Raw genomic sequence first — 22,646 nt, 5'->3', positions numbered from 1 at the left:
GCGGCGCACGATCGGCGGGAAGAGCGAGCGCGGCGCTCGGCATGTTCGTCGATCGCTGCGCGCCGGCGCGCAGCGTTTCCGATCGCCGTGCGCGGATGGTCGGTCGCATCCGGCGACGAACGCGTTCGTGATGCGCGATGGCGATGCGCGACGCAGCGTTGACGCCGCGCGATCAGGCAGGCGCTTCGTGCGGCAACGTGTGCGCGATCGGCGCAATCGACATGCGTCACGCTCACGCTCCGCACGCCCCCATGCTCGAGCCCATCGCTCGTCACATCGTCGCCATCGTCATCCTTGTCGCTCTCGTCGTCGCCCTTGTCGTCGCCATCGTCGTCGCCGCCGACGCTACCGCTGCGTTCGATTTCGACTTCGCCCTCGTCTTCGCCGCCTCGATCTCCGTCAACGCCGATCGATCCGGCGCGTCACCGAACATCGAACGGCCGCCGTCACTCCGCGTATTGCGCCCGCCGCCGAACGAAGCCGCACATCGCGAGCGCGACGGCCGCGAGCGCCGCGCCCGTGAAGAACGTCGTCGGTGCGCCGTGGCGCTCCCACAGCCAGCCGGCGAGCGCGCTCGCCGCCAGCATCGCGATCCCGCCCGCGAGATTGAACACGCCGAACGCGGTGCCGCGCAGGTCCGGCGGCGCGGTTTCCGCGACGAGCGCCGCCAGCATCCCCTGCGTAAAGCCCATGTGCAATCCCCACACGGCGACGCCTGCGAACAGCGCCGTCAGCGACGCGCTCGCGCCGAGCACCAGATCGGCCGCGACCAAGAGCAGCATGCCGGCCGCGAGCGGCGCGCGCGCGCCGAACCGGTCCGACACGATGCCGACGGGGTACGCGGACGCCGCGTACGCGACGCTCATCACCACCATCACGGCCGGAATCCACGCAACGTCGAGGCCCGCCTGCTGCGCGCGCAGCACGAGAAACGCTTCGCTGAAGCGCGCGAGCGTGAACGCGGTGCCGATCAGCACGACGAACCAGTAGCGCCCCGAAAACGCGCGCAGCGCGCGCCAATGCAGCGGCGAGCGGAACGCCCGCGCGGCGGCGGGCGCGGGCGCCGGCTCGTCGACGCCGAACACGATCAGCGCGACCGCGAGAAACGCCGGCACGACCGCGAACCACAGCACGACGCGAATGTGACCGGCGAACGCGAGCATCAGCGCAATCGCGAGCAGCGGCCCGGCGAACGCGCCGACGGTATCCATCGACTGGCGCAGCCCGAAGCACGCGCCGCGGATCTCGGGCGGCGCGATGTCGGCGACGAGCGCGTCGCGCGGCGCGCCGCGGATGCCCTTGCCCACGCGATCGAGGAGCCGCGCGGCGGCCACCGTCGCCGGGCCGCCCGCAAGCGGGAACAGCGGCTTCGTCAGCGCGGCGAGCCCGTAGCCGAGCAGAAGCAGCGCCTTGCGCCGGCCGAGCCAGTCGCTCAGCGCGCCCGAGAAGATCTTGACGATCATCGCGCTCGCCTCGGCCGCGCCTTCGAGCACGCCGAGCGCCGCGACGCTCATCCCCATCGTCGTCACCAGATAGATCGGCAGCAGCGCATGAATCAGCTCGGACGACACGTCCATGCACAGGCTGACGAAGCCGAGCGCCCAGACGGTGCGCGGAATCGGCGGACGAGCGGAGGAAGCGGGACGCGCGGGCATGGGCGGGTTCGTGATCGGTCGTCGAAATGGAATGCGCGCGAAGCGTCGAAGCGATCCGGCCGGACGATGAAACGGCGCGGCGGCGGCGCGCCGGGCCGCCGCGCTCGCCGCGCGGCTAGTCCGTCACGCCTGCGCGCATCGGAAAGCCGCCGTCGCCCGGCACGACAGGCGGCGCGACGTAGCGCGCCGCGTCGAAATCCGCGGGCAGCGGCTCGACCGGATAGCCGAGCTTCTCCCATGCGTCGAGGCCGCCCTTCAGCGCGAGCGCGTGGCGGATCTGCTTGCGCTGCAGTTGGCTCACGATGCGCTTGGCGGTTGCCTCGTTCGGGCACACGCAGTAGACGACGATCGCACGTGTCGTCAGGTCCGGATGCAACGAATCGGGCGAATCGAGATCGAGCGGATACGCACCCGCGATCCGGTACGCCTCCTTCTCGCGCACCGCGCGCGGCCGCGCGTCGAACACGACGGGCGGCGCGGCCGATTTCAGCATCGCGTCGAGCTGCTGCGGGCTGATGCGGATCTTCGCGAGCCAGCGGCGAAAGCGCACGCGCATCGCCCAGCGGTACAGCAGGAACGTGACGAAGATCGCCGCGAACGCGTCGAACAGCGTGCCGCCGCTCGCGCTCACCCACTGCATCAGCCGCACGATCTCGTCGTGCAGCGCCGCGCCGCCGAAGAGCCACACGCTCGCCCACAGCGACGCGCCCGCGACGTCCCAGAGCAGGAACACCCACACGGCGACGGCCGTCGTGCCGAGCAGCGGCGCGGACACGAGCCCGAGGCCCGGCAGGAATTTCGCGAGCACGAGCAGCGGCGCGCCGTGCTTTTCGAACACCTTGCGCGCGACGCGCAGCGTCGCGTCGAGCGACAGGGAGAAACGCACGAGCGCGTTGAGGAGCCGCCGGCCGCGCGCGCGCCCGGCGAAGAACCACATCGAATCGGCGAGCACCGTCGCGGCGACCGCCGCGCAGAGCATGCTCGCATAGGACGCCTGCCCCATCGCCGCCATCGTGCCGCCGATGATCAGCATCGGCACGGCAGGAACGGGCATGCCGAGTTGCGTGACGAGCACGCTGGCGAACACGGCCCACGGACCGAGCGACGCGGGAATAGCCTGGGGAAAATGCCACACGGGCGCACCTCGAACGCGACGAATGCCGAGCCGGGTGGCGTCGGCGCGCGCGGACCGCCGCGGCGCCGGCCGCGAAGCGAGCGCGGCGTGAATCGGCATCCCGCATTCTAAACGCGTTTCGTGACCCGTTCGCGCGGACGAGCGCGCCCCCGCCCGGCTTCGGAAAACCGGGCGCATCGCGACGGCCGTCGAAGGCGGCGGCGTCCGCGGCGCGCAAGGCCCGCGCGCCGCCCGGCCGCCAGCCTATTCGGACACGTCGATGATGACCTTCAGCGCGCGCGTGTTCGCCGCGTGGCCGAACGTCTCGTACGCCTGTTCGATGTCGGCGAGCGGAAAACGGTGCGTGATCAGTTGCTTCGGATCGAGCCGCCCCGCGCCGACGGTCTTCAGCAGCATCGGCGTGCTCGAGGTGTCGACGAGCCGGGTCGTGATCGTGATGTTGCGGTCCCAGAGCGTCTCGAGATGCAGGTCCGCCTTCACGCCGTGCACGCCGACGTTCGCGATCACGCCGCCCGGCGCGATGATCTGCTGACACAGCTCGAACGACGCGGGAATGCCGACCGCCTCGATCGCGCAATCGACGCCGTCGCCCGTCAACGCCTTCACCTCGGCGATCGCGTCGACCTGGCCGTTGTCGATGCACGCGGTCGCGCCGAAGCGCTTCGCGACCGCGAGCCGGTTCGGGTCGGGATCGATCATCACGATCTGCGCGGGCGAGTAGAACTGCGCGGTCAAGAGCGCCGCGAGCCCGATCGGCCCCGCGCCGACGATCGCGACCGTGCCGCCCGGCTGCACGCGGCCGTTCAGCACGCCGCATTCGAAGCCGGTCGGCAGGATGTCGGACAGCATCACGAGCGCTTCCTCGTCGGCGCCCGGCGCAATCCGGTACAGGCTCGTCTGCGCGTGCGGAATCCGCACGTATTCGGCCTGCGTGCCGTCGATCCGGTTGCCGAGAATCCAGCCGCCCGTCGTGCAGTGCGAATACATCCCGCGCCGGCAGTATTCGCACTGCCCGCACGACGAGATGCACGAGATCAGCACGCGGTCGCCCTCCTTCAGCGTGTTGACCGCAGCGCCCACGCGATGCACGACGCCGACGCCCTCGTGGCCGAGAATGCGCCCCGGCTCGCAGCTCGGCACGTCGCCTTTCAGGATGTGCAAATCGGTGCCGCAGATCGTCGTGCGCGTGACGCGCACGATGACGTCCGTCGGCGCCGCCAACTCCGGCATCGGGCGCTCGTCCAGCGACTTGCCGCCGGGCCCGTGATACACCAGCGCTTTCATGTCGTCTTCTCCGCTCGCGGGGCGTGGGATGCCCCTCGCGCCTCACTCTAGGCGCTTGCCGCGCACGCCGGTTGACGCGCATCAAGCGGCGCGGCCCGCCCGCGTGCGGCGCCCGGGCGCGGGCGGGCGGCCGGACGGGTTTTGATCTGAGTCAAGCGCCCCGCCCGCGCGCTTCATAGACTGGGGGCATACGCACAGACGGCGCCAGGCGCGCCGGTACCAAGGAGAACGAGCGATGAGCTACAAGAGCATCCTGGTCCATCTCGACACGAGCGACCGCGCGCGCACGCGGCTCGAAACCGCGCTGACGCTCGCGCGTCAGTTCGGCGCCCACCTGACGGCGGTCTTCGCGATCTACACGCCCGAGCCCACGTCGTTCTACGTGATGGCGGGCACGGCCGACTACTTCGCCGACCAGGAGAAGCGGCGCGGCGAGAAGCGCGCGGCGCTCGAGCGCCTGTTCCATGCGGAACTCACGCGCGCGAACGTGCAGGGCCAGTGGATCGTCGCCGACGCGCGCGCGAACGACGCGGTGCCGCACTACGCACGCTACGCGGATCTCGTGATCGCCGGCCAGACCGATCCGGACGATCCGGAAACCTACGTCGACGACAGCTTCCCCGATACCCTCGTGCTGTCGGCGGGCCGCCCGGTGCTGCTGCTGCCGTACGCGGGCATGCCGTCCGCGATCGGCACGCGCGTGCTCGCCGCGTGGGACGGCAGCCGCGAGGCGACGCGCGCCGTCCACGACGCCGCGCCGTTCCTCGCGCTCGCGACGAAGACGACGATCGTCACCGTCAACGGCGCCGCGCAGGAGCCGCCCGGTGCGCGGATTCCGGGCGCCGACATCGCGCTCACGCTCGCACGGCATCACGCGAACATCGACGTGCGCGATCTCGAACGCTCGCGCGACTCGTCGATCGGCGACGTGCTGCTGTCGCACGCGTACGAATCGGGCTCGGATCTGCTCGTGATGGGCGCATACGGCCACGCGCGCTGGAAGGAGCTGATTCTCGGCGGCGTGACGCGCACGATCCTGGCGTCGATGACGGTGCCGGTCCTGATGTCGCACTGAGCGGCGCAAGGCGCGCGTTCGCAGCCGCCCGAAGAGGCGCGCGGGCGCAAGGCCGCGCGGGCGCGCATCGCGCGGCCCGCAGTTCGCGCTGGGTAATGGCCGTCCCGGCGCGCGATGCGCGACCGGAAACGGCCGAAAACGAAACGGGTGTTGGGAGACAGACATGTATTCGATCATTCTTGTCGCGCTCGACGGCAGCGAGACGGCATCGCACGCGCTCGACGCGGCGCTGCAGCTCGCGGTCGACACGAACGCGCGGCTCGTGCCCGTCTACGTCGTCGACATGCCGGTGTTCGCGTTCGACACGCCGGGCTACGACCCGTCGATCCTCATCGACGCGTTCCGCGAGGAAGGCCGGCGCGTGCTCGACGACGCGCAGGGCCGGATGACGCGGCGCGGCGTCGCCGGCGCGCCGCGGCTCGTCGAGGTCGAGCCGCCGGGCGAGGACGTCGCCGAGCGCCTCGAGCGCGCGGCGCGCGAGATCGGCGCGAGCCTGATCGTGATGGGCACGCACGGCCGGCGCGGCGTCCGGCGGCTGATGCTCGGCAGCGTCGCCGAGCGATTGCTGCGGCACGCCCGCTGCCCCGTGCTGATGATTCCGGCCCGCAGCGCGCCGGCCGACGACGCGAACGCCATTCATCCGACGGAGGCCGTGAGATGAAATTCAAGACTTTGCTCGTCCATGTCGACGACAGCCGCCAGAGCGACGCGCGCGCCGAGTTCGCGCTCGACCTCGCGCGGCGCTGGGACGCCCACGTGATCGGCCTGTACGTCGTGAGCCAGGATCTGATGCGGCCGCTCTTTCGCAGCGACGAAAGCCTGCGGCTCGCGGCGAACGAGGCGCAGCACGCCGCGCGGCGCGACGCCGCGCAGGCGCGCTTCACCGCCGCGGGCGCGCGCGCGGGCGTCGGCTTCGAATGGCGCGCGCCGGCCGGCCCGCCCACCGACGTCGCGACGCTGCATGCGCGCCACGCGGACCTCGTGGTGCTCGGCCAGCCCGATCCCGGCGACGACGCGGCACACATCGAGCCGCATTTCGTCGACGACGTCGTGATGAGCTGCGGGGTGCCCGCGATCGTGCTGCCGTTCACGGGCGCGATGCGCACGTTCGGCGAGAACGTGCTGGTCGGATGGGACGGCAGCCGCGAAGCCGCGCGCGCGGTCACCGATGCGCTGCCGCTCCTCAAACGCGCGCGCTTCGTGACGGTGGAGAGCGTGCTGCGGCGCCGCAAGACGGGCGCGGATCTCGCGCCCGCCGGCATCGACGTCGCGGCGTACCTCGGACGGCACGGCATCCAGGCGTCGTTCTCGGCGTCGGCGCACGTGCCGGGCGTCGAAACGGGCGCGGCACTGCTCAACCGCGCCGCCGACCTGCATGCGGACCTGCTCGTGACGGGCGCATACGGCCACACGCGCACACACGAGCGCGTGCTGGGCGGCGTGACCCGGACGATGCTCGAATCGATGACGGTGCCGGTGCTGCTGTCGCACTGACGCCGCGCCGTCACGGCGCCGGCGAGCGGCATGGTCACCGGCGCCCCTGCGTCAGGCCGGGCCGGGAGCCCGGCGCCTGAGTTCGCCGATCCGGCGCCGGCCGATATGCGCGAAAAGGCTCGATTTCCGGCCCCGTTTCCGGTTACCGTCCGTTGTCGTTCGTTGCCGTTCGTCCGTTGCCGTTCGTGCGCGGCGGGCGTTGCATAGGTTGCACATCGCATCGCCCGCGCGACTTTCGTCATATGCCGAAGCCGACGATTCGCACGGCCGCCGCGCTCGGCGAATCAGCGGCTTCGCGACCGCGCGCCTTCGCTCGCCGCGCATGCCGTTTCCGCGGCGCACCATCCCAATGCGGCCGATCGCGTCGCGGCGATCCGCGTCACGACGCGAGTTCGTCGTGGCGACGCAGCAGCACCGGCCGGTCCGCCATCCGGAGCAGCGATTCCGCCACGCTGCCGAGCAGCAGCCTGCGTATCCCGTGGCGCCCGCTCGTGCCCATCACGATCAGGTCGGCATCGGATTCGGCGGCCGTGCGCATCAGCACCGCCGCGACATCCTCGCCATACGAATCGATCGCTCGCACCGAGCCCTCGACGTGCTGCTCCGCGAGCCGCCCCTTCGCGTCGGCGAGCACGCGGGTCGCGATGTCGGCCGCCGAGTTGTCGTCCTCCTGCGGCTCGATGTACGCGGCGTTGACGTCGACGAGCTGCGGCTTGTGCTCGACGACGCAAACCGCCGTCACCGTCGCGCCGAACGTCTTGGCGATCTTGATCGCTTCGTCGAGCGCGACGCTCGCGCTGCGGCTGCCGTCGAGCGCCGCGAAGATTTTTTTGTACATGGTCGACACCTCCGGAAAACCTCACTCGAATCGCGTGCGAGCACGCCCTGCGGAGAGTCTCGCGCGCCGCGAGCAGGCCACCGTTGACGAGGATCAAGCGCGCGCTCGGGCACGCGCATGCGCCGGCACATTGCGCGGCGCGCATGCGGCGCTGCCGCATTCGCGGCACGCATTGCGTCAATCCCATTAGCCAAAAGCAATCAAATCGAGCACAATTTCGTCTCAATATTGATGAAATGAGGCTGCGGCACTCTTGCGACTGCGTCCGAGCGTTCGGGACGCCGCGTCGCTGCCCGCCTCGACCGGGGAGGATCTTGACGACCGCTCATACGACGGTTCGAAACGAACGCGCGCACGCCGCGCCCGGCGCCGGTTCGCCCGCGCGGGCACGCGCCGCCGCATTCGCGGCTGCCGACGCCGGCACGCCTGGCGCCGGCCGGGCCACGCGCGCGCCGGCCCGCACGCGCGGCGCGCGGCCGCGCGTGCGCACGACGCCTCGCGCCATCGAAACCGCCGTCCGCCGGCCGCCTTCCCCGATGCAATCGATTCGACAGGAAGATTTCCACCCATGATCAAGGTTCTGATTGCCGACGACCACGCGCTCGTGCGCGACGGCTTGCGCCACATCCTGCAGAACGCATCCGGCTTCGAGGTCGCGGGCGAAGCGTTCGACAGCGCGACGACGATCGCGCTCGTCCGCTCGACGCCCGCGCAGGTGCTCGTGCTCGATCTGTCGATGCCGGGACGCAACGGCGTGGAGCTCATCAAGCAGATCAAGGAAGAAAAGCCCGCGCTGCGCATCCTCGTGCTGACGATGCATGCGGAGCAGCAGTACGCGGTGCGCGCGTTCCGCGCGGGCGCGTCCGGCTATCTGACGAAGGAAAGCGCGAGCTCGGAGCTCGTCGGCGCGGTGACGAAGGTCGCGTCTGGCGGCGTCTACGTGAGCCTCGCGATGGCCGAGCGCTTCGCGCAAAGCCTGAACGAGCCGGCGGAAACGCTGCCGCACCACCGCCTCTCGGACCGCGAATTCGATGTGTTCCGCCGGATCGCGTCGGGGCAGACGCTCACGCAGATCGCCGACGAGCTGTGCGTGAGCGCGAAGACGGTCAGCACGTACAAGACGCGGATTCTCGAGAAGATGCAGATGCCGCACGAAGCGGCGCTCGTGCGCTACGCGCTGCGGCACAAGCTGATCGACGACCCGGACGAGGATTGACGGCCGCCGCCCGGGCCGGCGCGCGGCGTCGATGCGGCGCTTCCACGCGCGACGGAGCCGCGGCACGCGGACGCGCGCCGTGTCTTGCCGTGCTCGGGCCTACATGTTGAATGCTTTCGACATCTTCAGCTCGATCCAGGTCATGCCGGCGCGCAGCCCCTCGACCATCGCGTCGCGCTCGGTCGGAAATGTCCGGCCGTGCCGGAACGCGTGTTTGAACGCCCCGCCCGGCGCGCCGTGCATCACCTTGATGTCGCACACGTAACCGCCCGGCACCGGCGACGTCGTCACCTCGACCGTCCAGTCGCCATCCTGAATGTTGCCTGACAACGTCATGTCGTTCTCCTGCCGAACCGGCCGCCGCGTCGCGTCGCGAAGCCGCGCGGCGCGCGGGCGCTACTCGTAAAGAAATCGAAAGAACCCGCTGTGCAGCAGGACCGGCTTGCCGCCGATCTCCGTGAGCATCCGCTGCGCGGCGTGCTCGATCTTCTTGCGGTGCAGGTTGAACGCCGCGAGCAGATCGTCCTCCTTCAGCGATTGCGCGCCGAAATGATCCTCGAGCGCCTCGGCCGTGATCGCGCACTGCACGTACGCCTCGTCGACGAGCGCGGGAAACGCGACGACGAGATCGCGCGCGCAATATTCGGGCGGTGGATCCTGTGGAAACGAAACCTTCATGACCGACATGACAACCTCCTGTAGCCGCTGCCCGGCCGGGCAGCGGACCCATCGATGCCTCAGCATAGAGCCGCGGCGCCGCGCACGCTTGACCCACGTCAATCGGCCGCGCACGGCGCACGGTTGATCTGCGTCAACCCGCCGGCACGCCGCGCAACGATGATCGTTTCATCGCTCGCGCCGGCGCCGCGAGCGTCGAACGATGGGGCGAGCGATGACACTGAAAGCGAATCTCGAGGGCGTGCGCGACACGTATCGTCTGTGCTTCGTGCGCAGTCCGTGGGCCTATTTCACGTGCCTGCCGCTCGATCGCCAGTGCGGCGACCGCTGGAGCGAGGCGCCTTACGAGCTGTACGCAGGGCCGCCTTACGGGGACAGTCCGGACCAGATCCTGCGCGTCGCGTTCGACGGCCCGCTGCTGCCGCCCGAGGCCGGGCGCGGCGCGCTCACCTGCAGCGTCGTCGACATCAACGAAGGGCTCGCGCCCTGGCTTCGGACCGAAAGCTATTTCGGCGGCGAGCCGCTGTCGATCGCCGCGGGCGCGACGCTCGGCACGTTCGTCGAGACGATCGAGAAAGCAGGCGGCACCGTGTTCATTCCGCTCGCGTGGGGAGAATTGCCGCTCGCGGACAAGCGCGCGCATTCGGCGGTGGAGCCGGGCTGAACGGCGAGCCCGCGATTCGGGCAACCGGAATGCGCCGGGCGGGCGGGCCGCCGGCGATCGCTCTCGGCCCCGAACGCCGCGACAACTGAGCTCTTGCGACGATCGCGCCGCGCGCGGGCGCGGCATGGGCAAGCGCCCGGGTGCACGCATTCCTCGGCGAGCGTGCCGCTCGATGCGCAACACACGCCAGCGCGCGCCGCGTGCAAAACGTGCGCTTCAATACGCTCAGCGCTCGTCCTTCGGCGTCGGATTGAGCAGCACGACAAACGCGGCGACGCCGAGCGACAGCGCGACCACGCCATAGAGAAATTCGGCGTTGCTGTCGAACAGCAGGCCGCGAACCGCCTCCATCATCCCCGCGAGCGAAATGAACACGGCGATGGTCGCGAGAACGACCCGATATTTGCGCACCATGACGGTCTCCTGGCTTCGTGTGAGCGGCCGCTCGATCCTGCGCGGCCGCGCCGCCGGTGTCGTCACGCGCGATCGACGCTCGTGCTTCCTATCCAGCCTTTGCGTATGATCGCCCGTCGCGCGACGGCGGCCTTGACCTGAGTCAAGCGCCGCCCGGGCGCGCGAACGTGCCGGGCGCAGCGTCGGAAACGCGCGTAGAAATGCGCCTCCACACGCGTAAAAAGCGAAAAGCGTCGCTGTACAATGCACGGGCATCATCGCCGCGCCGCGCCCGCGCGAACGGGCGCGGACGATGCAATCGCCAACGCGCGCCGCGCGTTTGTCTGCGTCGAACGGCAACCGTAGCCTCGTGGGAGATTCATGGATTCGGACATCATGCACATCGGCGGACGCATCCGCCGCCTGCGCCGCGAGCTGAAGAAAACGCTGCTCGAGATCGCCACCGAGGCAAACCTGTCGGTCGGATTCCTGTCGCAAGTCGAACGCAACCTGACCGGCATTTCGATTTCTTCGCTCGTCAACGTCGCCAAAGCGCTGCGCGCGCCGCTTGCCGCACTCATCGACCAGCCCCGTCAGGATCAGCCGGATTCGCACCAGGGCAGCCGCGAGTCGTATTCGATCCGTCCGACGCAGCAGCGCTACGAGCGCCTGTCGACCACCTTCGCGGGCAGCCAGCTCAATGCGGTCAAGGTGTCGATGATGGAAGGCTACTGCTCCGAATGGGTCGCGCACGCCGGCGACGAATTCGTGTTCGTGCTGTCGGGGCGCGTCCAATACACGGTCGGCAAGCGGGACTACCCGCTCGGCCCCGGCGATTCGCTGCACTTCAACGCGCACGAGCGGCATCGCGTCGTGAACGTGGGCAACGAACCCGTCGAGCTGATCGCGGTCGGCACGCTGCCGCTCTTCGGCGACGGACAGCCCGCGTTCCCTTCGCTGCCGGGCGAGCAGAAGCGGCCGCGCGCACGCGCGGCGCGCGGGAAGGTCGAGCCGACGCAGGCGCAGGCGCCTTCGACGCAAAAGGCCGGACGACGCAAGCAGGCGCCGGCCGCGCGCACGGCCGCGACGAACGGCGCCGTGCGGCGCGGCGCGAAGAAAACCGCCCGCTGAATGCCGAGCAAGCGATGCCGGCACGCCGGGGCCTATCCTTGTAGCGCGTGCGGGCTTCGATTCCGCGACGCTCGGGCGCGCGTCGCCGTTGAACGGCACGCGCGCGCACGGCAATCGCGCCCACCGCTCGCATAACGCTCGGTCGTCCGCATCGCATCACGATTCGCATGCGGCTGAACGCATGCTCGAACGCGTCGCGCGACGCATGCGCTGCGTCATCGCGAATTTCCGCATCAGCGATCGATTCAATCATCACATTCATTTCAATTTCAATGAAATGAATCGCTATATTTTTCAATAATTCAAAACAAATAATCCGCCCCATCCTAAACGCGGTTCCCATTCAATTTTTATTTCCCGCCATCATATTTATTTGCATATTTTTTGCATCTTTAATACGATTTCCCGCGCGGACGGCGAGCGATGCATTCATTTCGCGGCGCTCGATCGCCGGCCCGCCGTGGGAAGCTGCCTGTCGATCCCGGACGAACGCAACATTCATCGCGAACCGGATCGACAAGAATGCCGACAAAATCGTATCAATCATTAATTTGGCGACTTAAAAATCACGAATAAAGCATCGTAAAAAATCGAAGCGGCACACGGATATCGCTCATAGACCCGCGTCGAAATTCGCCTGACGGGGCCCGCTCGGTGCCGGGAAGCGCCGTCGACGGCGATCACTGGAAAAAAAACGAACCCACTATGGAAAACAAGCAAGTCGATGTACTGATCAACGGCAGCGGCATCGCAGGCGTCGCACTGGCGTACCTGCTCGGAACGCGCGGCCACAGTGTCACGGTAGTCGAGCGCGTGGCGCGCAACCGCGCGCAAAACGGCGCCGATTTGCTGAAACCTTCCGGCATCGACGTCATTCGCAAGATGGGGTTGCTCGACGACGTCTTCGCCGCCGGCGGGCTCAGGCGCGACGCGATGAAGCTGTTCCACGACAAGGAGCCGATCGCTTCGCTCGACTATCGCGCGTCCAGCGCGCTCGGCTTCTTCATCCTGATTCCGTGCGAGCAGTTGCGACGCCTGCTGCTCGTCAAGCTCGACGGCCTGCCCAACGTGGATTTGCGCTTCGAGACGTCGATCGAGCGTATCGAGCAAGATGCCGCCGGCGCGGTGACGTCGCTCGGGCTGAGCGACGGCGGCACCGTCGCGCCCAAGGTGCTGATTGGCGCCGACGGAGCGCGCTCGACGGTCCGCACCGACATCCTGCGCATCGATGCCGAGCGCATTCCCTATGCGACGCCGATGGCGTTCGGCACGATTGCGCTGACCGACAGCGTTCGCGCATGCAACCGGCTGTACGTCGATTCGAGCCGGGGCCTCGCGTATTTCTATCCGATCGGCAGCGAAGCCACGCGCATCGTGGTCAGCTTTCCCGCCGACGAAATGCAGGGCTATCTCGCCGACGCCACGCGCACGAAACTGATCGCGCGCCTGAGCGAGTTCGTCGGCGACGAGAGCGCCGACGCGATGGCCGTGATCGGCGCGGAAACGCCGTTCCCGTTGATCCCGCTCGGGCGGATGAACGTCGGCTGCTATCACAAGCAGAACGTCGCGCTGCTCGGCGATGCCGCGCACAGCATTCACCCGATCACCGGCCAGGGAATGAATCTCGCGATCGAGGATGCCGGCGAGCTCGGCCAGTGCCTCGACGCGTACTTGAGCGGACAGTCCACGCTCGCCGATGCGCTCGGCCGGTTCGAGCGCGCGCGGCATCCCGTCAACGAAGCGGTGATTTCCTACGGCCACGCGCTGGCGACCACGTACCACGATCGCTCCGCGCTCCTTGCGAGCTTCCGTTCGCAATTGCAGACGAGCGGGCGCGATTCCGCGTTGCTCGGGACGGCCGTCGAAGCGTGAGCGAGGATGACCGGATATTCCGAGTAATCGCTGCGGATGTGTCGTGGTGTCGTGGTGTCGTGGTGTCGTAACGTCGTGGCGTCGTGGCGTCGTGGCGTCATGTCGCGTCGCCATGTCGCGCCGTTGAGTCGCTTCGCCTCGTGGAGCGAGCGGACTGCGCGAAGCACGGCTCCCGCGATGCCGCGCGAGCGAATCGCCCCACCGTGACGGGGATGCATCGGCATCAAAGCCGCAACGACTCGTACCGGCGATTCGTCCTGGCCGAGCGCCGGCGAACGGGAGGCGGCCCCATGCCGCCCGTTCTCGCCCTCGGCCGGACGAACGGCGCGATGCGCGCGGATACCGCGCATGCGCATCGAACGCCGCTTTCGCCAGTCCGGTCGCGGCGTTGCGGCGTTGCGGCGTTGCGGCGTTGCGGCGTTGCGGCGTTGCGGCGATTGTCGTGTCGCGCCCGTCGTGCCGCTCGATCGCGCATCGCCGCGCGCCATCGCGGGCCGGCTTTCGCGACCGCACGTCGGCCGCGCGACGTCTCTCATCGTCCGATCGCGCACTCGTACCGCATGACATGCGGCAGCATTCGATGCGACGCCGTTAACTCTCTCTTAAGGCGGATTTGTCAAGCTTCAGTGGCCGGCTGCGAGCACGCCTGCCCGCAGCGGCGACAAATGGAGGTATGCATCGTGAAATCCGCTCTGAAAACGGCCGTACTCGCGCTCGCGCTCGCCGTTCCGGCCCTGTCGTTCGCGCAGCCGTCGTCCAACGGGCCGCTAACGCGCACGCAAGTGCGCGACGAGCTGACTCAACTCGAAAGAGCCGGCTATCAGCCTTCGAAGAACCAGTATCCGGCCAATATCCAGGCGGCCGAAGCGCGTATCGCGCCCGCCAACGGCCGCGCCGACCTGTCCGGCTACGGCGGCTCCGCCGGCGGCGCGATGCAGTCCGGCCAGCGTGTCTCGCCGACGTCGGGCGGCTGGGACGCGCCCTATCGTCATCACTGATCGACGCGCGGGCCGGCTACGCCGGCCGCGATAGGCGCCGCCCATCGACGGCGCTCGCCCGATGCGCTGACGACAACCGCGCACACCGCGCGCTCTCGCGCGTTGGCTGAGCGAACGCGCCGCGGGCGGCAGGCATTCGTGCCGTCGCCGGCCGCCGGCGCGCCCGCCCCGAACTCGACGGCGCGGGTGAACAGCGCACGATCATCGCGCCCCATCGGGTTCGCTTCGTTCGCGCCGCCGTCGTCCCGCGCGCGTGCTCAGGCAGTCGCGCCGGCCTATCTCGCCGTCGGCAGCGGCGGCTCGCCCGCCGTCGTCGCATCGCGGGCCCAGTCGGCGAACTCGTTGTCGTAGCGGCCGCCGATGTAGGCGACGTAGTTCTCGTAGCCGTCGTAATCGCCCGTGCGGAAGCGCGACACGATCGTATCGACGTCGGCGCGATGGCGCTCGAACATGAAGCGCGTCGCCATGTAGCCCCACCGGTATGCGCGCGCGACGTAGTCGCTCGACGAGTAACGCGTCGCGAGCACGTCCGAGAAACGGTATGCGCCCGTGCGCGCGGCGTCGATCGATTCCTGATCGTCGTTCTTCCTCGACAGATATTCGGCGACGCCTTCGATCCACCAGACGGTCGGTTTCACGGTGCTCGCCGCGAAATCGCCCGCCATGTCGTAGCGGCCATCGAGATAGTGCGTGAACTCGTGCTCGAGGTTCCAGACCTTGAACTCGGGCCGCAGCCACGACGCCTCGTGCGCGATGAAGCGCGCCTGATTGCCGGGCGCCGACGGATCGCCTTCGAGATACATGCCGCCGTTGTCGGTGCTGATTCCGTAGATTACCGAAGCATATTTTCGGTAGTTCTCGTAGTCGTCGAAGATCACGAGCTCGATCGTGTCGTTGCGATCGCCCGCGACCGGCTTGCGCCCGGTCTTCATCATCCGGTGGAAGTAATCGTCCTGCTGCGCGACCGCCGTACACACCGACTGCAGCTGCGGCCCGGTCATGTCCTGCGCGAGAATGCGCACGCTCGCGCTGCATGCGTGACGGTGCGTGAGCACCGCATCGGTCAGCCGCTTCTTGTAGTCGCAGGTGCCGTAGTCCGCGCAGTTGCCCGCGTCGCCGTAGTCGACCGCCTCGGCCGCCGCCAGCCACAGGTCGCTGCCCGCGCCCGTCATGCTCGTCGATCCGAGCATGTCCTGGATCATCTTCTTCACGCGCGGCTTCTGCGCCGGATAGCGGAGAAAGCGATACGTTTCGCGCGACGCATCGGCGAGCTGGTAGGCCGCGCTCGTGTTCGACAGGCTCGCGCGGTTCGCGGTGACGAAACGATTGAGCGTCTCCGGCAGTGTCGCGTCGCTGTCGAGCATCTGCTGCGCGCCGCTGCGCTGATGCGCGTAGAAGAACACCGTCAGCAAGCCGGTGAAGCCGCCCGCCGCGCTCCGCTGCAACAGCGGCGCCGCCGCTTGCGGGTTCGTCGCGCTCGCGGTGTAGAACGCGATGCGATCCTTCAGCGTCGGCAGGTAGTACGCCTCGTCCCGCATGTTCGTGATGAGCTTCATCAGCTCGTTCGCGGTGCTCGGCGCACGCGAATTCTCACGATAGAGCGCGTCGCCCTCGAGGCTGTGCCGGATATACGGGCGCAGCCGATCGGCGAGTTCCGGAAACGGATTGACGAGACCCGATACATCATATTGGTAATAAGCGGAACGCAAATAAATCAGCAAATTGACAAAAATCAAATTGCTCGCGTCGTAGCGAGATGCCTCCTGTGTAAAACGGCTCGCCACGGCATACACGTTTTCCGCGCTGAAAATCTGCGTGGCCAGCGATTTATCGACCGAGAACAAACCGTAATGGCATTCATAATCCGGGAGATTCGCGATGTAATCGGCGAGCGCCGCGCCGCGATACTGGGTCATCGCCGACATGTCGCGGCAATCGGCGCCCGGCGCCCCGTGCTTGCCGTTCTTGCCGTTCCTTGTCGCCTTATTCCGCCGCGACGGCTCGATCAGCGTCGCGCGATCCTGCTTGCTGAGCGGCAAATTGTATTCGGCCTGCTCGGGCGAGACCGGCAGGTTCTGCGGCACGCGCGGCATGCGCGCCTGCTTTTGCGGCGCCGGCTGCGTATTGGCCGCCGCCGATCCGATCAAACCCGCGAATACCGACATCGCGACGACGGCGGACCAGCGACGGGTCTTGCGACACACCTCCGTTATTAGCATTTGACTTGCCCTCGGTTATTTTGGATCGCCGAAGATATAACACCGATGATTAACAAGTCAATTTAATGATCGAGCAAATTAATGCATTTTAACAGACTGAATTATTCAAGCATTAAAATCGATTTTTATAACAATCCAGCCGGAAGCATCGCCGATGCGCGAATCAAGTCGCCACGTGAAGCCGGCTCGCGTGAAGGCGACTCGTGCGCATTCGCCGGCCGCCGGCTCATCGCTTCAATTCGCCCGCGCGCTCATCGGGCGTTCCGCGCTCGATCGCCACCTCAACGCGGATTGAATCGGCATCTCGACATACCTGTAGCAGACCCATCCCGCCGCGCAGACGACGAGCGCCACCGCCGCCGCCGCGCACCATCCGCCGACCGTGCCCGCGCCCGGATGAATCTTCAGGATCTTCTCGGCCACGCCGATCACGTACGGATGCAGCAGATAGATCGAATAGCTGGCCGCGCCCAGATTCGCGAGGATCGCGTTGCGGCTGGACACGCCCGATTTCTCGAGCCCGAGCAGCGAAGCAATCAGCACGAACGCCGGGACGCCGTACTGCAGCACGCGCTGGAAACCGACCGGATCGCCGAATTCGGGATACAGCGCGACGACCAGCAACGGCGCCGCGATCGCGCCCGCGCCGAACAACCCGCGAGGCGCCGCGTCGAAGGCGCGCGCGCGGGTGATCCAATAGCACGCGACGCCCAGGCAGAATTCGATCACGAGCGGCTGCGCCAGATAGTCGGCCACCTGGCTCCCGGCGCCGACCGCCTGCGAGGACAGGCAGAACACGATCAGCGCCGCCGAGGCCGCGATCGTCGCGTATTGCCGCCTGACGACGACGAGCGCCGCCGCCACGACGACGTAGAAGAACATCTCGAAGTCGAGCGTCCACCCGTTTCTCAACAGCGGCCCCCAGTTCCCGTTTTCCTTGACGTACGGCACGAAGAACATCGACTTGAAAAGATAGGCGACGCCGTCCGTCGTCGTGTTGAGCCATTGCGGCCTTACAACGGCAATCGCATACACGCCGATCGTCAGCATCCAGTAAAGCGGCACGATCCTGATCACGCGCTTGATGAAGAACGCATTGCCCTCCTTCGGCGCGACATAGGACATGATGAAGCCGCTGATCACGAAGAAGACGTCGACGCCGACCTGCCCGAACGGCATGACGCCGAGGTGATACGCAACCACGCACAAAGCGGCGACGGCTCGCGCAGCCTGAATGTTGCTCAGCAATGGGCCGGCGGGATTCTTCATGATGCTCTCGACTCAAATCGTCGGAGCGTCGCACGATTCGCCTGCGCGCACGCGACAAAACCCGGTGCGGATTCGCCAATTTTCGGCGCGCGCCGCGTTTGGCGCGTCTTCGCCAAGCACGCATGCGTGCGCGCCCGCGTGCCGGCAGGCCGCTCCGACTGGGACCGACGCGGGCCAACGACGGGGCGGTGCAGGCGCTCGCGGATCAGTGGATCGACAACATCGTCGCAATTCGCGACGGCCGGCGGCGCAACGCCGGACATCGGAAAAACAGCAGGGTTTCGCATCGCCGCGCTTATACCAACGGCGATCGACGGCGATCAACGGCGAACGTGAGCCGAGACGGCCGCCAGCCTGCGCAGCCGCCTCGGAGCCCGGAACGTCGAATCCAGGGCGTCAGACTCTGCGCCGACGCTCAGCCGTCTACGCCATTCGGCCCGCTCACGGTCAGGCTGCCTGCGACAAGGCTGGAATCGACTGCGAGACCCGTTGCGCCGCAAGCGCCACGTGGGCCGCGTGCTCGCTCAACTCGGTCTCGCGCTGCACGCGTGCGGGTAGCGCCGTCGCGGGTGGCGCCGTTGCGGGTGGAATACCCAGCAATGGCACCGCGTTGCCCACCGGCGTCGCAGAGGCTTCGCTCAAGCGCTCGACGACTGGCGCCAGCGACGCCTGAACCACCTTGAACCACCTTGAACCACCTTGAGCCGCTAGTGATCGAGCATTCCCGCGGCATCGTCACGCTCTTTATTGTCGACGGACAAATGGCGGCACACCTGACAGGATTCGAACCCGCATTCCCCAGCCCCCCTCCCAAAGGGGGCCTTTCTCACTCAAACGAAATCGACGGTCAGCGCGTGATATTCGCGCTCGCCGGACATGAAGCGATGGGCGGGTTTATATCCGAGTTTTGCAACCGCATTGAGCGATCGCTCGTTATCGACGGCAATGAAGCTGATCGCGGCACTGAAACGCGTTTTGGCCGACGCCGTTGCAAGATCGATCATTTTCTCGAGAATGCCTTTTCCGCGCGCCACCTGGCTCAGGCACATCGGCCCGAATAGGCAGGCGTTTCCTGAAAAATCGCTGGAGGCGGCGTCGCGCTCATCTTCGAACGATGCGGCGAGCGCGTCGATGATCGCATTGCCGCGCCATTGGTCAAGACGCGAAATGCAGAAAAAGCCGGCGAATTCCGCCTGTTCGTATGCGACGACGATGCCGGCGTCGGTCGCGAGCGCCTCGATCTTGGCCTCGGGAATCTCGGCGGACAGAAAGCCGTTCTTGCGCTCGGCTTCGGAGAGATTCGCGATTTGATTCGCTTTTTGCAGAGAAATAATGTTCGGATAATCGCCAGAACGGGCCATTCTAACCACAGTCGCTTCAGTCATTTCGGTCTATTTTTGTTTTAAACGTAAAACTGATATTTTATAGACAATTACACATAGACATCTAGAATATTCATACAAACTCAATGGCGATGGTACGTATTTTATACGGTTGATTTTTCAAAAAATTAGCCAAAGCGCCTTGATTTCGATTCATCCATCGCCCGAGCACGTTGCGGCGACCTCGGCGCGCCTGTCAAGCCCCGCTCGGCTCCACGGAAAACCCCGCGCCGCTCATCGCCAGCCAGCCCGCCATTTCCATTCACATCGGTCGGTTGGAATTCTCCGTGCGATTAGATCAAGAGCTTCCGTCAGAGGGCAATCGGGCGATTAAGCAGAACGACGAGCACGACGAACCGAACCGATCGACCACCCGCCCGCTCTCGCGCACCGGCGCCGCCGCTCGACGGGCGGGCTCAAACTAGCTCGCGCCCAAGCCGAACGCCCCGTTTCTCTGCTGGCCCGCGCACCGTCGCGCCCGACGCATCAGCTCGCGATCGCCGGATTCCCGAGCGAAGCGGCACGCACTCACAGCGCATCGAGAAACTGCTCGAGCGCCGCCTTCATCTTGTGGATCGCCGCGTCCGGCAGCAGCATCACGAGCTTCGCGACAAAGCCGCCATGCTCCAGCGTGAAGTGCACTTCGAGCAGCAGCGCGACGTCCCATCGGCCGAGATGCGCATCGCCGAGCGCCGTCGCGAGCGAGCCGGGCGGCACGAACGTCGGGCGCAGGAACGTGAGCCGCCGATCGAGCTGCTCGAACACGCCGTGCACGCACGCGCCGACTAGCAGGCTCGCGATGTCGGACAGCGCTTCGTCCTCGATGTCGTCCGTCGCATCGTCGTAGCCCATCAGCGCCTTCAGCTCGCGGCGTCCGTCGCCGCCGAACAGCACGAGCGCCTCGCCGCAGATGTCGGACTGGAACGACTGCCGCACGGGCCGCGGCGTGTCGGCGCGCCGCTCGCACTGCTGCAGCTCGTCGAGCAGCTCGCGCGCGCTGACGAGCTTGATGTCCGGCACCGACAGCGTGACGAACGCGCCGAGCAGCTTCGCGAGCGCCGCGCCCGCCCGGCCCATGCCGATGTTCGAGATCTCCTGAAGAGCGTCGCGATGCGCTTCGGTCAGCGCGATGTCATTCATACAGGCCATACCCTTTGAGGATCGGGACGATTCGCTCCGGGCTCACCGGCTTCGCGACGAAGCCGATCGCGCCGCACGCCTTCACCCGCTCGCGCGCGCCGGACTGGATGTCGGCCGACACGACGATGACGAACGCGTTCAGGCCGTCGTCGCGAATGCGCTCGAGCACCTGGAAGCCGTCCATCACCGGCATCGTGAGGTCGAGAAAGATCACGGCACCCTTGCCGGCGCGGTATTGCGACAGCGCCTCCGCGCCGTTCGACGCCTGCGTGATCTCCACGTCCCAGTCGGGCGGCAGCGACTTGATCAACAGCTTGCGGGCCAACGTCGAATCGTCGACCACCAGCACGGGCAACGCCATGATGTCCTCCTCAGGAAGCGGCGCGGGCGGCGGCCGGCGCGGAATCGGGCTCGACGCCGGCTCGCTCTACCGGCAGCGTCACGCGAAACGTGGTGCCGGCGCCCAGCCCGCTCGACACCGCGATCTCGCCGCCATGCGCGCGCACGATGCCGTAGGCGACCGACAGGCCAAGCCCCGTGCCCTTGCCGACCGGCTTGGTCGTGAAGAACGGCTCGAAGATCCTCGGCAAGTGCTCGGGCGCGATGCCGCAGCCCGCATCGGCCACCTCGAACCAGACGCGTGGCGGATCGCGCGCGTCGACGCCGGTGCGGATGCCGATCGTGCCGCGCCGCGCGTCGCCGTGCGCGCCGTCCGCGCGCATGATCGAATACGACTGCGCGGCGTTGACGACGAGGTTCAACACCACTTGATTGATGTGCGAAGGAATGCATCGGACGAACGGAAGCTGCGCGTACTCGCGCACGAGATCCGCCGCGTATTTGATTTCGTTGCGCACGATGTTGAGCGTCGATTCGATGCATTGATGGATATCGACCCATTCCCACTGATGCGCGCTGTCGACGCGAGAAAAATCGCGCAGGTCGACGACGATCTTGCGCACGCGCGCGAGCCCCTCCTTCGATTCGTCGACGAGCGTCGGCGCGTCTTCGCACAGATAGTCGAGATCCGCGTCCCGCGCGAGCGCGGCGAGCGCCGGCCCGAGCTGCGGCTGCCGCTCGGCGACGAGCCGCTCGATCGCGTGCGCGTGGTCGATCAAAGTACCGAGATAGCCGCCGAGCGCATTCAGGTTCGACAGCACGAACCCGACCGGATTGTTGATCTCGTGCGCGATGCCGGCGGCGAGCTGGCCGATCGCCGCGAGCTTCTCCGATTGGAGCAATTGCTGATGCGCGTGCGCGAGCTGGCGGTTCAGCTCGGACAGCTCCGCATGGCGCGCGGTCAGCTCGGCGAGCGCGTCGGTCAGCCGCTTCTCGCGATTTTGCAGCGCATCGTGCGCGATGCAGATGTCCGTCACGTCGACGATCGTCACGCCGACCGCGGCGACGCCGCCGCTCCCGCCGTCGAGCGGGATGAAGCTGCAGTTTTGCCGCATCGCGTCGATCGTGCCGGTGATCGGCCGCGAATGATCGAAGCGGAACAGATACGGGCGATGCTCCCACGCCGTGTACATCGCGACGCCGAGCACGAACACGCTTTCCAGCTTCTTGCGCAGCCAGCGCTCGGGCAACGCAGGGAAGAGCGAAAACAGGTCCTGGCCGATCGCGTCGTCGCGCGATCGGCCCGTGTGGTACTGCATGAAGCCGTTCCACGCGAGGATGCGCATGTCGCGGTCGACCGAGAACACGCCGCAGTTGAGCTGCTCGACGATGGCTTCGGACATCTGCAGGCTGGCGGACTCGGACATGACGCGGGTTCGGTTGGTGCGAAACGCGAAATCGGGCCGCGGATGGGCGGCGGGCGGGCGGCGGGCGGCGGGCGTCGCGCGAAGCGCCCGGCGCCGGACACCGCCTCCGATAATCCGGATTACGGACGGGCCGCGCGTCGGCCTCATGCGGGGAATCCCTGCATCGGCGCGCGCCGCTGCGGCGCGGAAAAAGCGGGCCGGACCGGCACAACCGCGCGCTCGCGGCGATCCACGCGGACTCGCGCACCGCTGGAGCGTCCGGGGTCTCGAGATCCGCTGCAACATGTCGCATCCGACCGAACGCAACAGCGCATCCCGCCGCGCCGTCACCTCCGACCCGAGACGATCGCCCGCGGCGCGCGGTGCGGCCAAATGCTTGGCAGCCGTTGCGCCGAACGCTGATTCGCAGAGCCTCTCACCGGTACATCGCTGCACCG

22 protein-coding genes are annotated in these 22,646 nt (G+C 67.4%); 8 read left to right on the top strand and 14 right to left on the bottom strand.

Annotation, left to right across the window (positions count from 1 at the left end; translation table 11 throughout):
- Positions 1 to 446: 446 nt before the first annotated feature.
- The 3 genes from X946_RS03120 to X946_RS03110 all read right to left on the bottom strand — a co-directional run bounded on the left by X946_RS03120 (position 447) and on the right by X946_RS03110 (position 4,074).
- A complete protein-coding gene (locus X946_RS03120; protein ID WP_038743986.1) occupies positions 447 to 1,655 on the bottom strand; it encodes an MFS transporter in 1,209 nt (402 codons plus the stop codon).
- 115 nt (positions 1,656 to 1,770) lie between these two features.
- Entirely contained in the window at positions 1,771 to 2,790 is a 1,020-nt protein-coding gene (locus X946_RS03115; RefSeq protein ID WP_038744170.1) for a VTT domain-containing protein, read from the bottom strand.
- A gap of 243 nt (positions 2,791 to 3,033) precedes the next feature.
- Positions 3,034 to 4,074, bottom strand: a complete 1,041-nt coding sequence (locus X946_RS03110; RefSeq protein ID WP_038743984.1) for a zinc-dependent alcohol dehydrogenase family protein — start codon at positions 4,072 to 4,074, stop codon at positions 3,034 to 3,036.
- A gap of 235 nt (positions 4,075 to 4,309) precedes the next feature.
- On the opposite strand from X946_RS03110, the gene X946_RS03105 reads away from it, so the two are divergent.
- From X946_RS03105 to X946_RS03095, 3 genes are all read left to right on the top strand, one after another.
- Positions 4,310 to 5,149 carry a universal stress protein gene (locus X946_RS03105; RefSeq protein ID WP_038743982.1) on the top strand — a complete coding sequence of 280 codons (840 nt, stop codon included), beginning with the start codon at positions 4,310 to 4,312 and terminating at the stop codon, positions 5,147 to 5,149.
- A gap of 163 nt (positions 5,150 to 5,312) precedes the next feature.
- Positions 5,313 to 5,810, top strand: a complete 498-nt coding sequence (locus X946_RS03100) for a universal stress protein (RefSeq protein ID WP_038743980.1) — start codon at positions 5,313 to 5,315, stop codon at positions 5,808 to 5,810.
- A complete protein-coding gene (locus X946_RS03095; RefSeq protein ID WP_038743977.1) occupies positions 5,807 to 6,643 on the top strand; it encodes a universal stress protein in 837 nt (278 codons plus the stop codon). The genes X946_RS03100 and X946_RS03095 overlap by 4 nt, the downstream gene beginning before the upstream one ends.
- 379 nt (positions 6,644 to 7,022) lie before the next feature.
- Here X946_RS03095 and X946_RS03090 read toward each other — a convergent pair whose 3' ends face one another.
- Positions 7,023 to 7,481, bottom strand: a complete 459-nt coding sequence (locus X946_RS03090) for a universal stress protein (protein ID WP_038743976.1) — start codon at positions 7,479 to 7,481, stop codon at positions 7,023 to 7,025.
- A gap of 568 nt (positions 7,482 to 8,049) precedes the next feature.
- Between X946_RS03090 and X946_RS03080 the strand changes: the two genes are divergently transcribed.
- On the top strand, positions 8,050 to 8,697 hold the full coding sequence (locus tag X946_RS03080) for a response regulator (RefSeq protein ID WP_038743971.1): 648 nt from the start codon (positions 8,050 to 8,052) through the stop codon (positions 8,695 to 8,697).
- Positions 8,698 to 8,796: 99 nt separating this feature from the next.
- On the opposite strand, the gene X946_RS03075 is transcribed toward X946_RS03080, so the two are convergent.
- Together X946_RS03075 and X946_RS03070 are read right to left on the bottom strand one after the other, a co-directional pair.
- Positions 8,797 to 9,033: a hypothetical protein gene (locus X946_RS03075; RefSeq protein WP_038743969.1), complete on the bottom strand. Its 237-nt coding sequence runs from the start codon at positions 9,031 to 9,033 to the stop codon at positions 8,797 to 8,799.
- Positions 9,034 to 9,093: 60 nt separating this feature from the next.
- Positions 9,094 to 9,384: a DUF1488 domain-containing protein gene (locus X946_RS03070; RefSeq protein ID WP_038743967.1), complete on the bottom strand. Its 291-nt coding sequence runs from the start codon at positions 9,382 to 9,384 to the stop codon at positions 9,094 to 9,096.
- 205 nt (positions 9,385 to 9,589) lie between these two features.
- On the opposite strand from X946_RS03070, the gene X946_RS03065 reads away from it, so the two are divergent.
- Positions 9,590 to 10,039, top strand: a complete 450-nt coding sequence (locus tag X946_RS03065; RefSeq protein WP_038744168.1) for a hypothetical protein — start codon at positions 9,590 to 9,592, stop codon at positions 10,037 to 10,039.
- A gap of 225 nt (positions 10,040 to 10,264) precedes the next feature.
- Here the strand turns inward: X946_RS03065 and X946_RS03060 are convergent, their stop codons facing one another.
- Positions 10,265 to 10,453, bottom strand: a complete 189-nt coding sequence (locus X946_RS03060) for a DUF2964 domain-containing protein (protein WP_038743965.1) — start codon at positions 10,451 to 10,453, stop codon at positions 10,265 to 10,267.
- Between the two features lie 360 nt (positions 10,454 to 10,813).
- Between X946_RS03060 and X946_RS03055 the strand changes: the two genes are divergently transcribed.
- Positions 10,814 to 11,563 (top strand): helix-turn-helix domain-containing protein, encoded by a 750-nt coding sequence (locus X946_RS03055; RefSeq protein WP_038743963.1) that lies wholly within the window; start codon positions 10,814 to 10,816, stop codon positions 11,561 to 11,563.
- Between the two features lie 343 nt (positions 11,564 to 11,906).
- On the opposite strand, the gene X946_RS33065 is transcribed toward X946_RS03055, so the two are convergent.
- A complete protein-coding gene (locus X946_RS33065) occupies positions 11,907 to 12,110 on the bottom strand; it encodes a hypothetical protein (protein ID WP_145986892.1) in 204 nt (67 codons plus the stop codon).
- Between the two features lie 158 nt (positions 12,111 to 12,268).
- Here X946_RS33065 and X946_RS03045 point away from each other — a divergent pair, with 158 nt between their 5' ends.
- Both X946_RS03045 and X946_RS03035 read left to right on the top strand, forming a co-directional pair.
- Positions 12,269 to 13,435, top strand: coding sequence for an FAD-dependent monooxygenase (locus X946_RS03045; protein ID WP_038743959.1), 1,167 nt, complete (start codon positions 12,269 to 12,271; stop codon positions 13,433 to 13,435).
- Between the two features lie 680 nt (positions 13,436 to 14,115).
- Complete coding sequence (locus tag X946_RS03035; protein ID WP_038744166.1) at positions 14,116 to 14,433, top strand: DUF4148 domain-containing protein; 318 nt, start codon at positions 14,116 to 14,118, stop codon at positions 14,431 to 14,433.
- Between the two features lie 275 nt (positions 14,434 to 14,708).
- Here the strand turns inward: X946_RS03035 and X946_RS03030 are convergent, their stop codons facing one another.
- From X946_RS03030 to X946_RS03005, 6 genes are all read right to left on the bottom strand, one after another.
- Positions 14,709 to 16,652 (bottom strand): collagenase, encoded by a 1,944-nt coding sequence (locus X946_RS03030; RefSeq protein ID WP_038743955.1) that lies wholly within the window; start codon positions 16,650 to 16,652, stop codon positions 14,709 to 14,711.
- Positions 16,653 to 16,886: 234 nt separating this feature from the next.
- Positions 16,887 to 17,921, bottom strand: a complete 1,035-nt coding sequence (locus X946_RS03025; protein WP_052144992.1) for an acyltransferase family protein — start codon at positions 17,919 to 17,921, stop codon at positions 16,887 to 16,889.
- Between the two features lie 830 nt (positions 17,922 to 18,751).
- On the bottom strand, positions 18,752 to 19,306 hold the full coding sequence (locus X946_RS03020) for an acetyltransferase (protein ID WP_060822893.1): 555 nt from the start codon (positions 19,304 to 19,306) through the stop codon (positions 18,752 to 18,754).
- Positions 19,307 to 19,831: 525 nt separating this feature from the next.
- Entirely contained in the window at positions 19,832 to 20,443 is a 612-nt protein-coding gene (locus X946_RS03015; RefSeq protein WP_038743951.1) for a chemotaxis protein CheC, read from the bottom strand.
- On the bottom strand, positions 20,436 to 20,804 hold the full coding sequence (locus tag X946_RS03010) for a response regulator (protein ID WP_038743949.1): 369 nt from the start codon (positions 20,802 to 20,804) through the stop codon (positions 20,436 to 20,438). The genes X946_RS03015 and X946_RS03010 overlap by 8 nt, the downstream gene beginning before the upstream one ends.
- A 10-nt stretch (positions 20,805 to 20,814) precedes the next feature.
- Positions 20,815 to 22,209, bottom strand: coding sequence for a PAS domain-containing sensor histidine kinase (locus tag X946_RS03005; protein WP_052144991.1), 1,395 nt, complete (start codon positions 22,207 to 22,209; stop codon positions 20,815 to 20,817).
- Positions 22,210 to 22,646: the final 437 nt, after the last annotated feature.

Source organism: Burkholderia sp. ABCPW 111, assembly GCF_000773065.1.
Classification (GTDB): Bacteria; Pseudomonadota; Gammaproteobacteria; order Burkholderiales; family Burkholderiaceae; genus Burkholderia; species Burkholderia savannae.
The sequence above is the reverse complement of the archived record's forward strand: the minus strand, read 5'-3'. Positions and strand labels throughout refer to the sequence as shown.

Excerpts from the sequence above, each read along its gene's own strand:
- X946_RS03090 (WP_038743976.1), bottom strand. The coding sequence starts at position 7,481 with ATGTACAAAAAAATCTTCGCGGCGCTCGACGGCAGCCGCAGCGCGAGC.
- X946_RS03025 (WP_052144992.1), bottom strand. The coding sequence starts at position 17,921 with ATGAAGAATCCCGCCGGCCCATTGCTGAGCAACATTCAGGCTGCGCGA.
- X946_RS03075 (WP_038743969.1), bottom strand. The coding sequence starts at position 9,033 with ATGACGTTGTCAGGCAACATTCAGGATGGCGACTGGACGGTCGAGGTG.
- X946_RS03080 (WP_038743971.1), top strand. The coding sequence starts at position 8,050 with ATGATCAAGGTTCTGATTGCCGACGACCACGCGCTCGTGCGCGACGGC.
- X946_RS03120 (WP_038743986.1), bottom strand. The coding sequence starts at position 1,655 with ATGCCCGCGCGTCCCGCTTCCTCCGCTCGTCCGCCGATTCCGCGCACC.
- X946_RS33065 (WP_145986892.1), bottom strand. The coding sequence starts at position 12,110 with ATGATTGATACGATTTTGTCGGCATTCTTGTCGATCCGGTTCGCGATG.
- X946_RS03060 (WP_038743965.1), bottom strand. The coding sequence starts at position 10,453 with ATGGTGCGCAAATATCGGGTCGTTCTCGCGACCATCGCCGTGTTCATT.
- X946_RS03105 (WP_038743982.1), top strand. The coding sequence starts at position 4,310 with ATGAGCTACAAGAGCATCCTGGTCCATCTCGACACGAGCGACCGCGCG.
- X946_RS03065 (WP_038744168.1), top strand. The coding sequence starts at position 9,590 with ATGACACTGAAAGCGAATCTCGAGGGCGTGCGCGACACGTATCGTCTG.
- X946_RS03005 (WP_052144991.1), bottom strand. The coding sequence starts at position 22,209 with ATGTCCGAGTCCGCCAGCCTGCAGATGTCCGAAGCCATCGTCGAGCAG.
- X946_RS03100 (WP_038743980.1), top strand. The coding sequence starts at position 5,313 with ATGTATTCGATCATTCTTGTCGCGCTCGACGGCAGCGAGACGGCATCG.
- X946_RS03055 (WP_038743963.1), top strand. The coding sequence starts at position 10,814 with ATGGATTCGGACATCATGCACATCGGCGGACGCATCCGCCGCCTGCGC.
- X946_RS03010 (WP_038743949.1), bottom strand. The coding sequence starts at position 20,804 with ATGGCGTTGCCCGTGCTGGTGGTCGACGATTCGACGTTGGCCCGCAAG.
- X946_RS03070 (WP_038743967.1), bottom strand. The coding sequence starts at position 9,384 with ATGTCGGTCATGAAGGTTTCGTTTCCACAGGATCCACCGCCCGAATAT.
- X946_RS03110 (WP_038743984.1), bottom strand. The coding sequence starts at position 4,074 with ATGAAAGCGCTGGTGTATCACGGGCCCGGCGGCAAGTCGCTGGACGAG.
- X946_RS03095 (WP_038743977.1), top strand. The coding sequence starts at position 5,807 with ATGAAATTCAAGACTTTGCTCGTCCATGTCGACGACAGCCGCCAGAGC.
- X946_RS03015 (WP_038743951.1), bottom strand. The coding sequence starts at position 20,443 with ATGAATGACATCGCGCTGACCGAAGCGCATCGCGACGCTCTTCAGGAG.
- X946_RS03030 (WP_038743955.1), bottom strand. The coding sequence starts at position 16,652 with ATGCTAATAACGGAGGTGTGTCGCAAGACCCGTCGCTGGTCCGCCGTC.
- X946_RS03020 (WP_060822893.1), bottom strand. The coding sequence starts at position 19,306 with ATGACTGAAGCGACTGTGGTTAGAATGGCCCGTTCTGGCGATTATCCG.
- X946_RS03045 (WP_038743959.1), top strand. The coding sequence starts at position 12,269 with ATGGAAAACAAGCAAGTCGATGTACTGATCAACGGCAGCGGCATCGCA.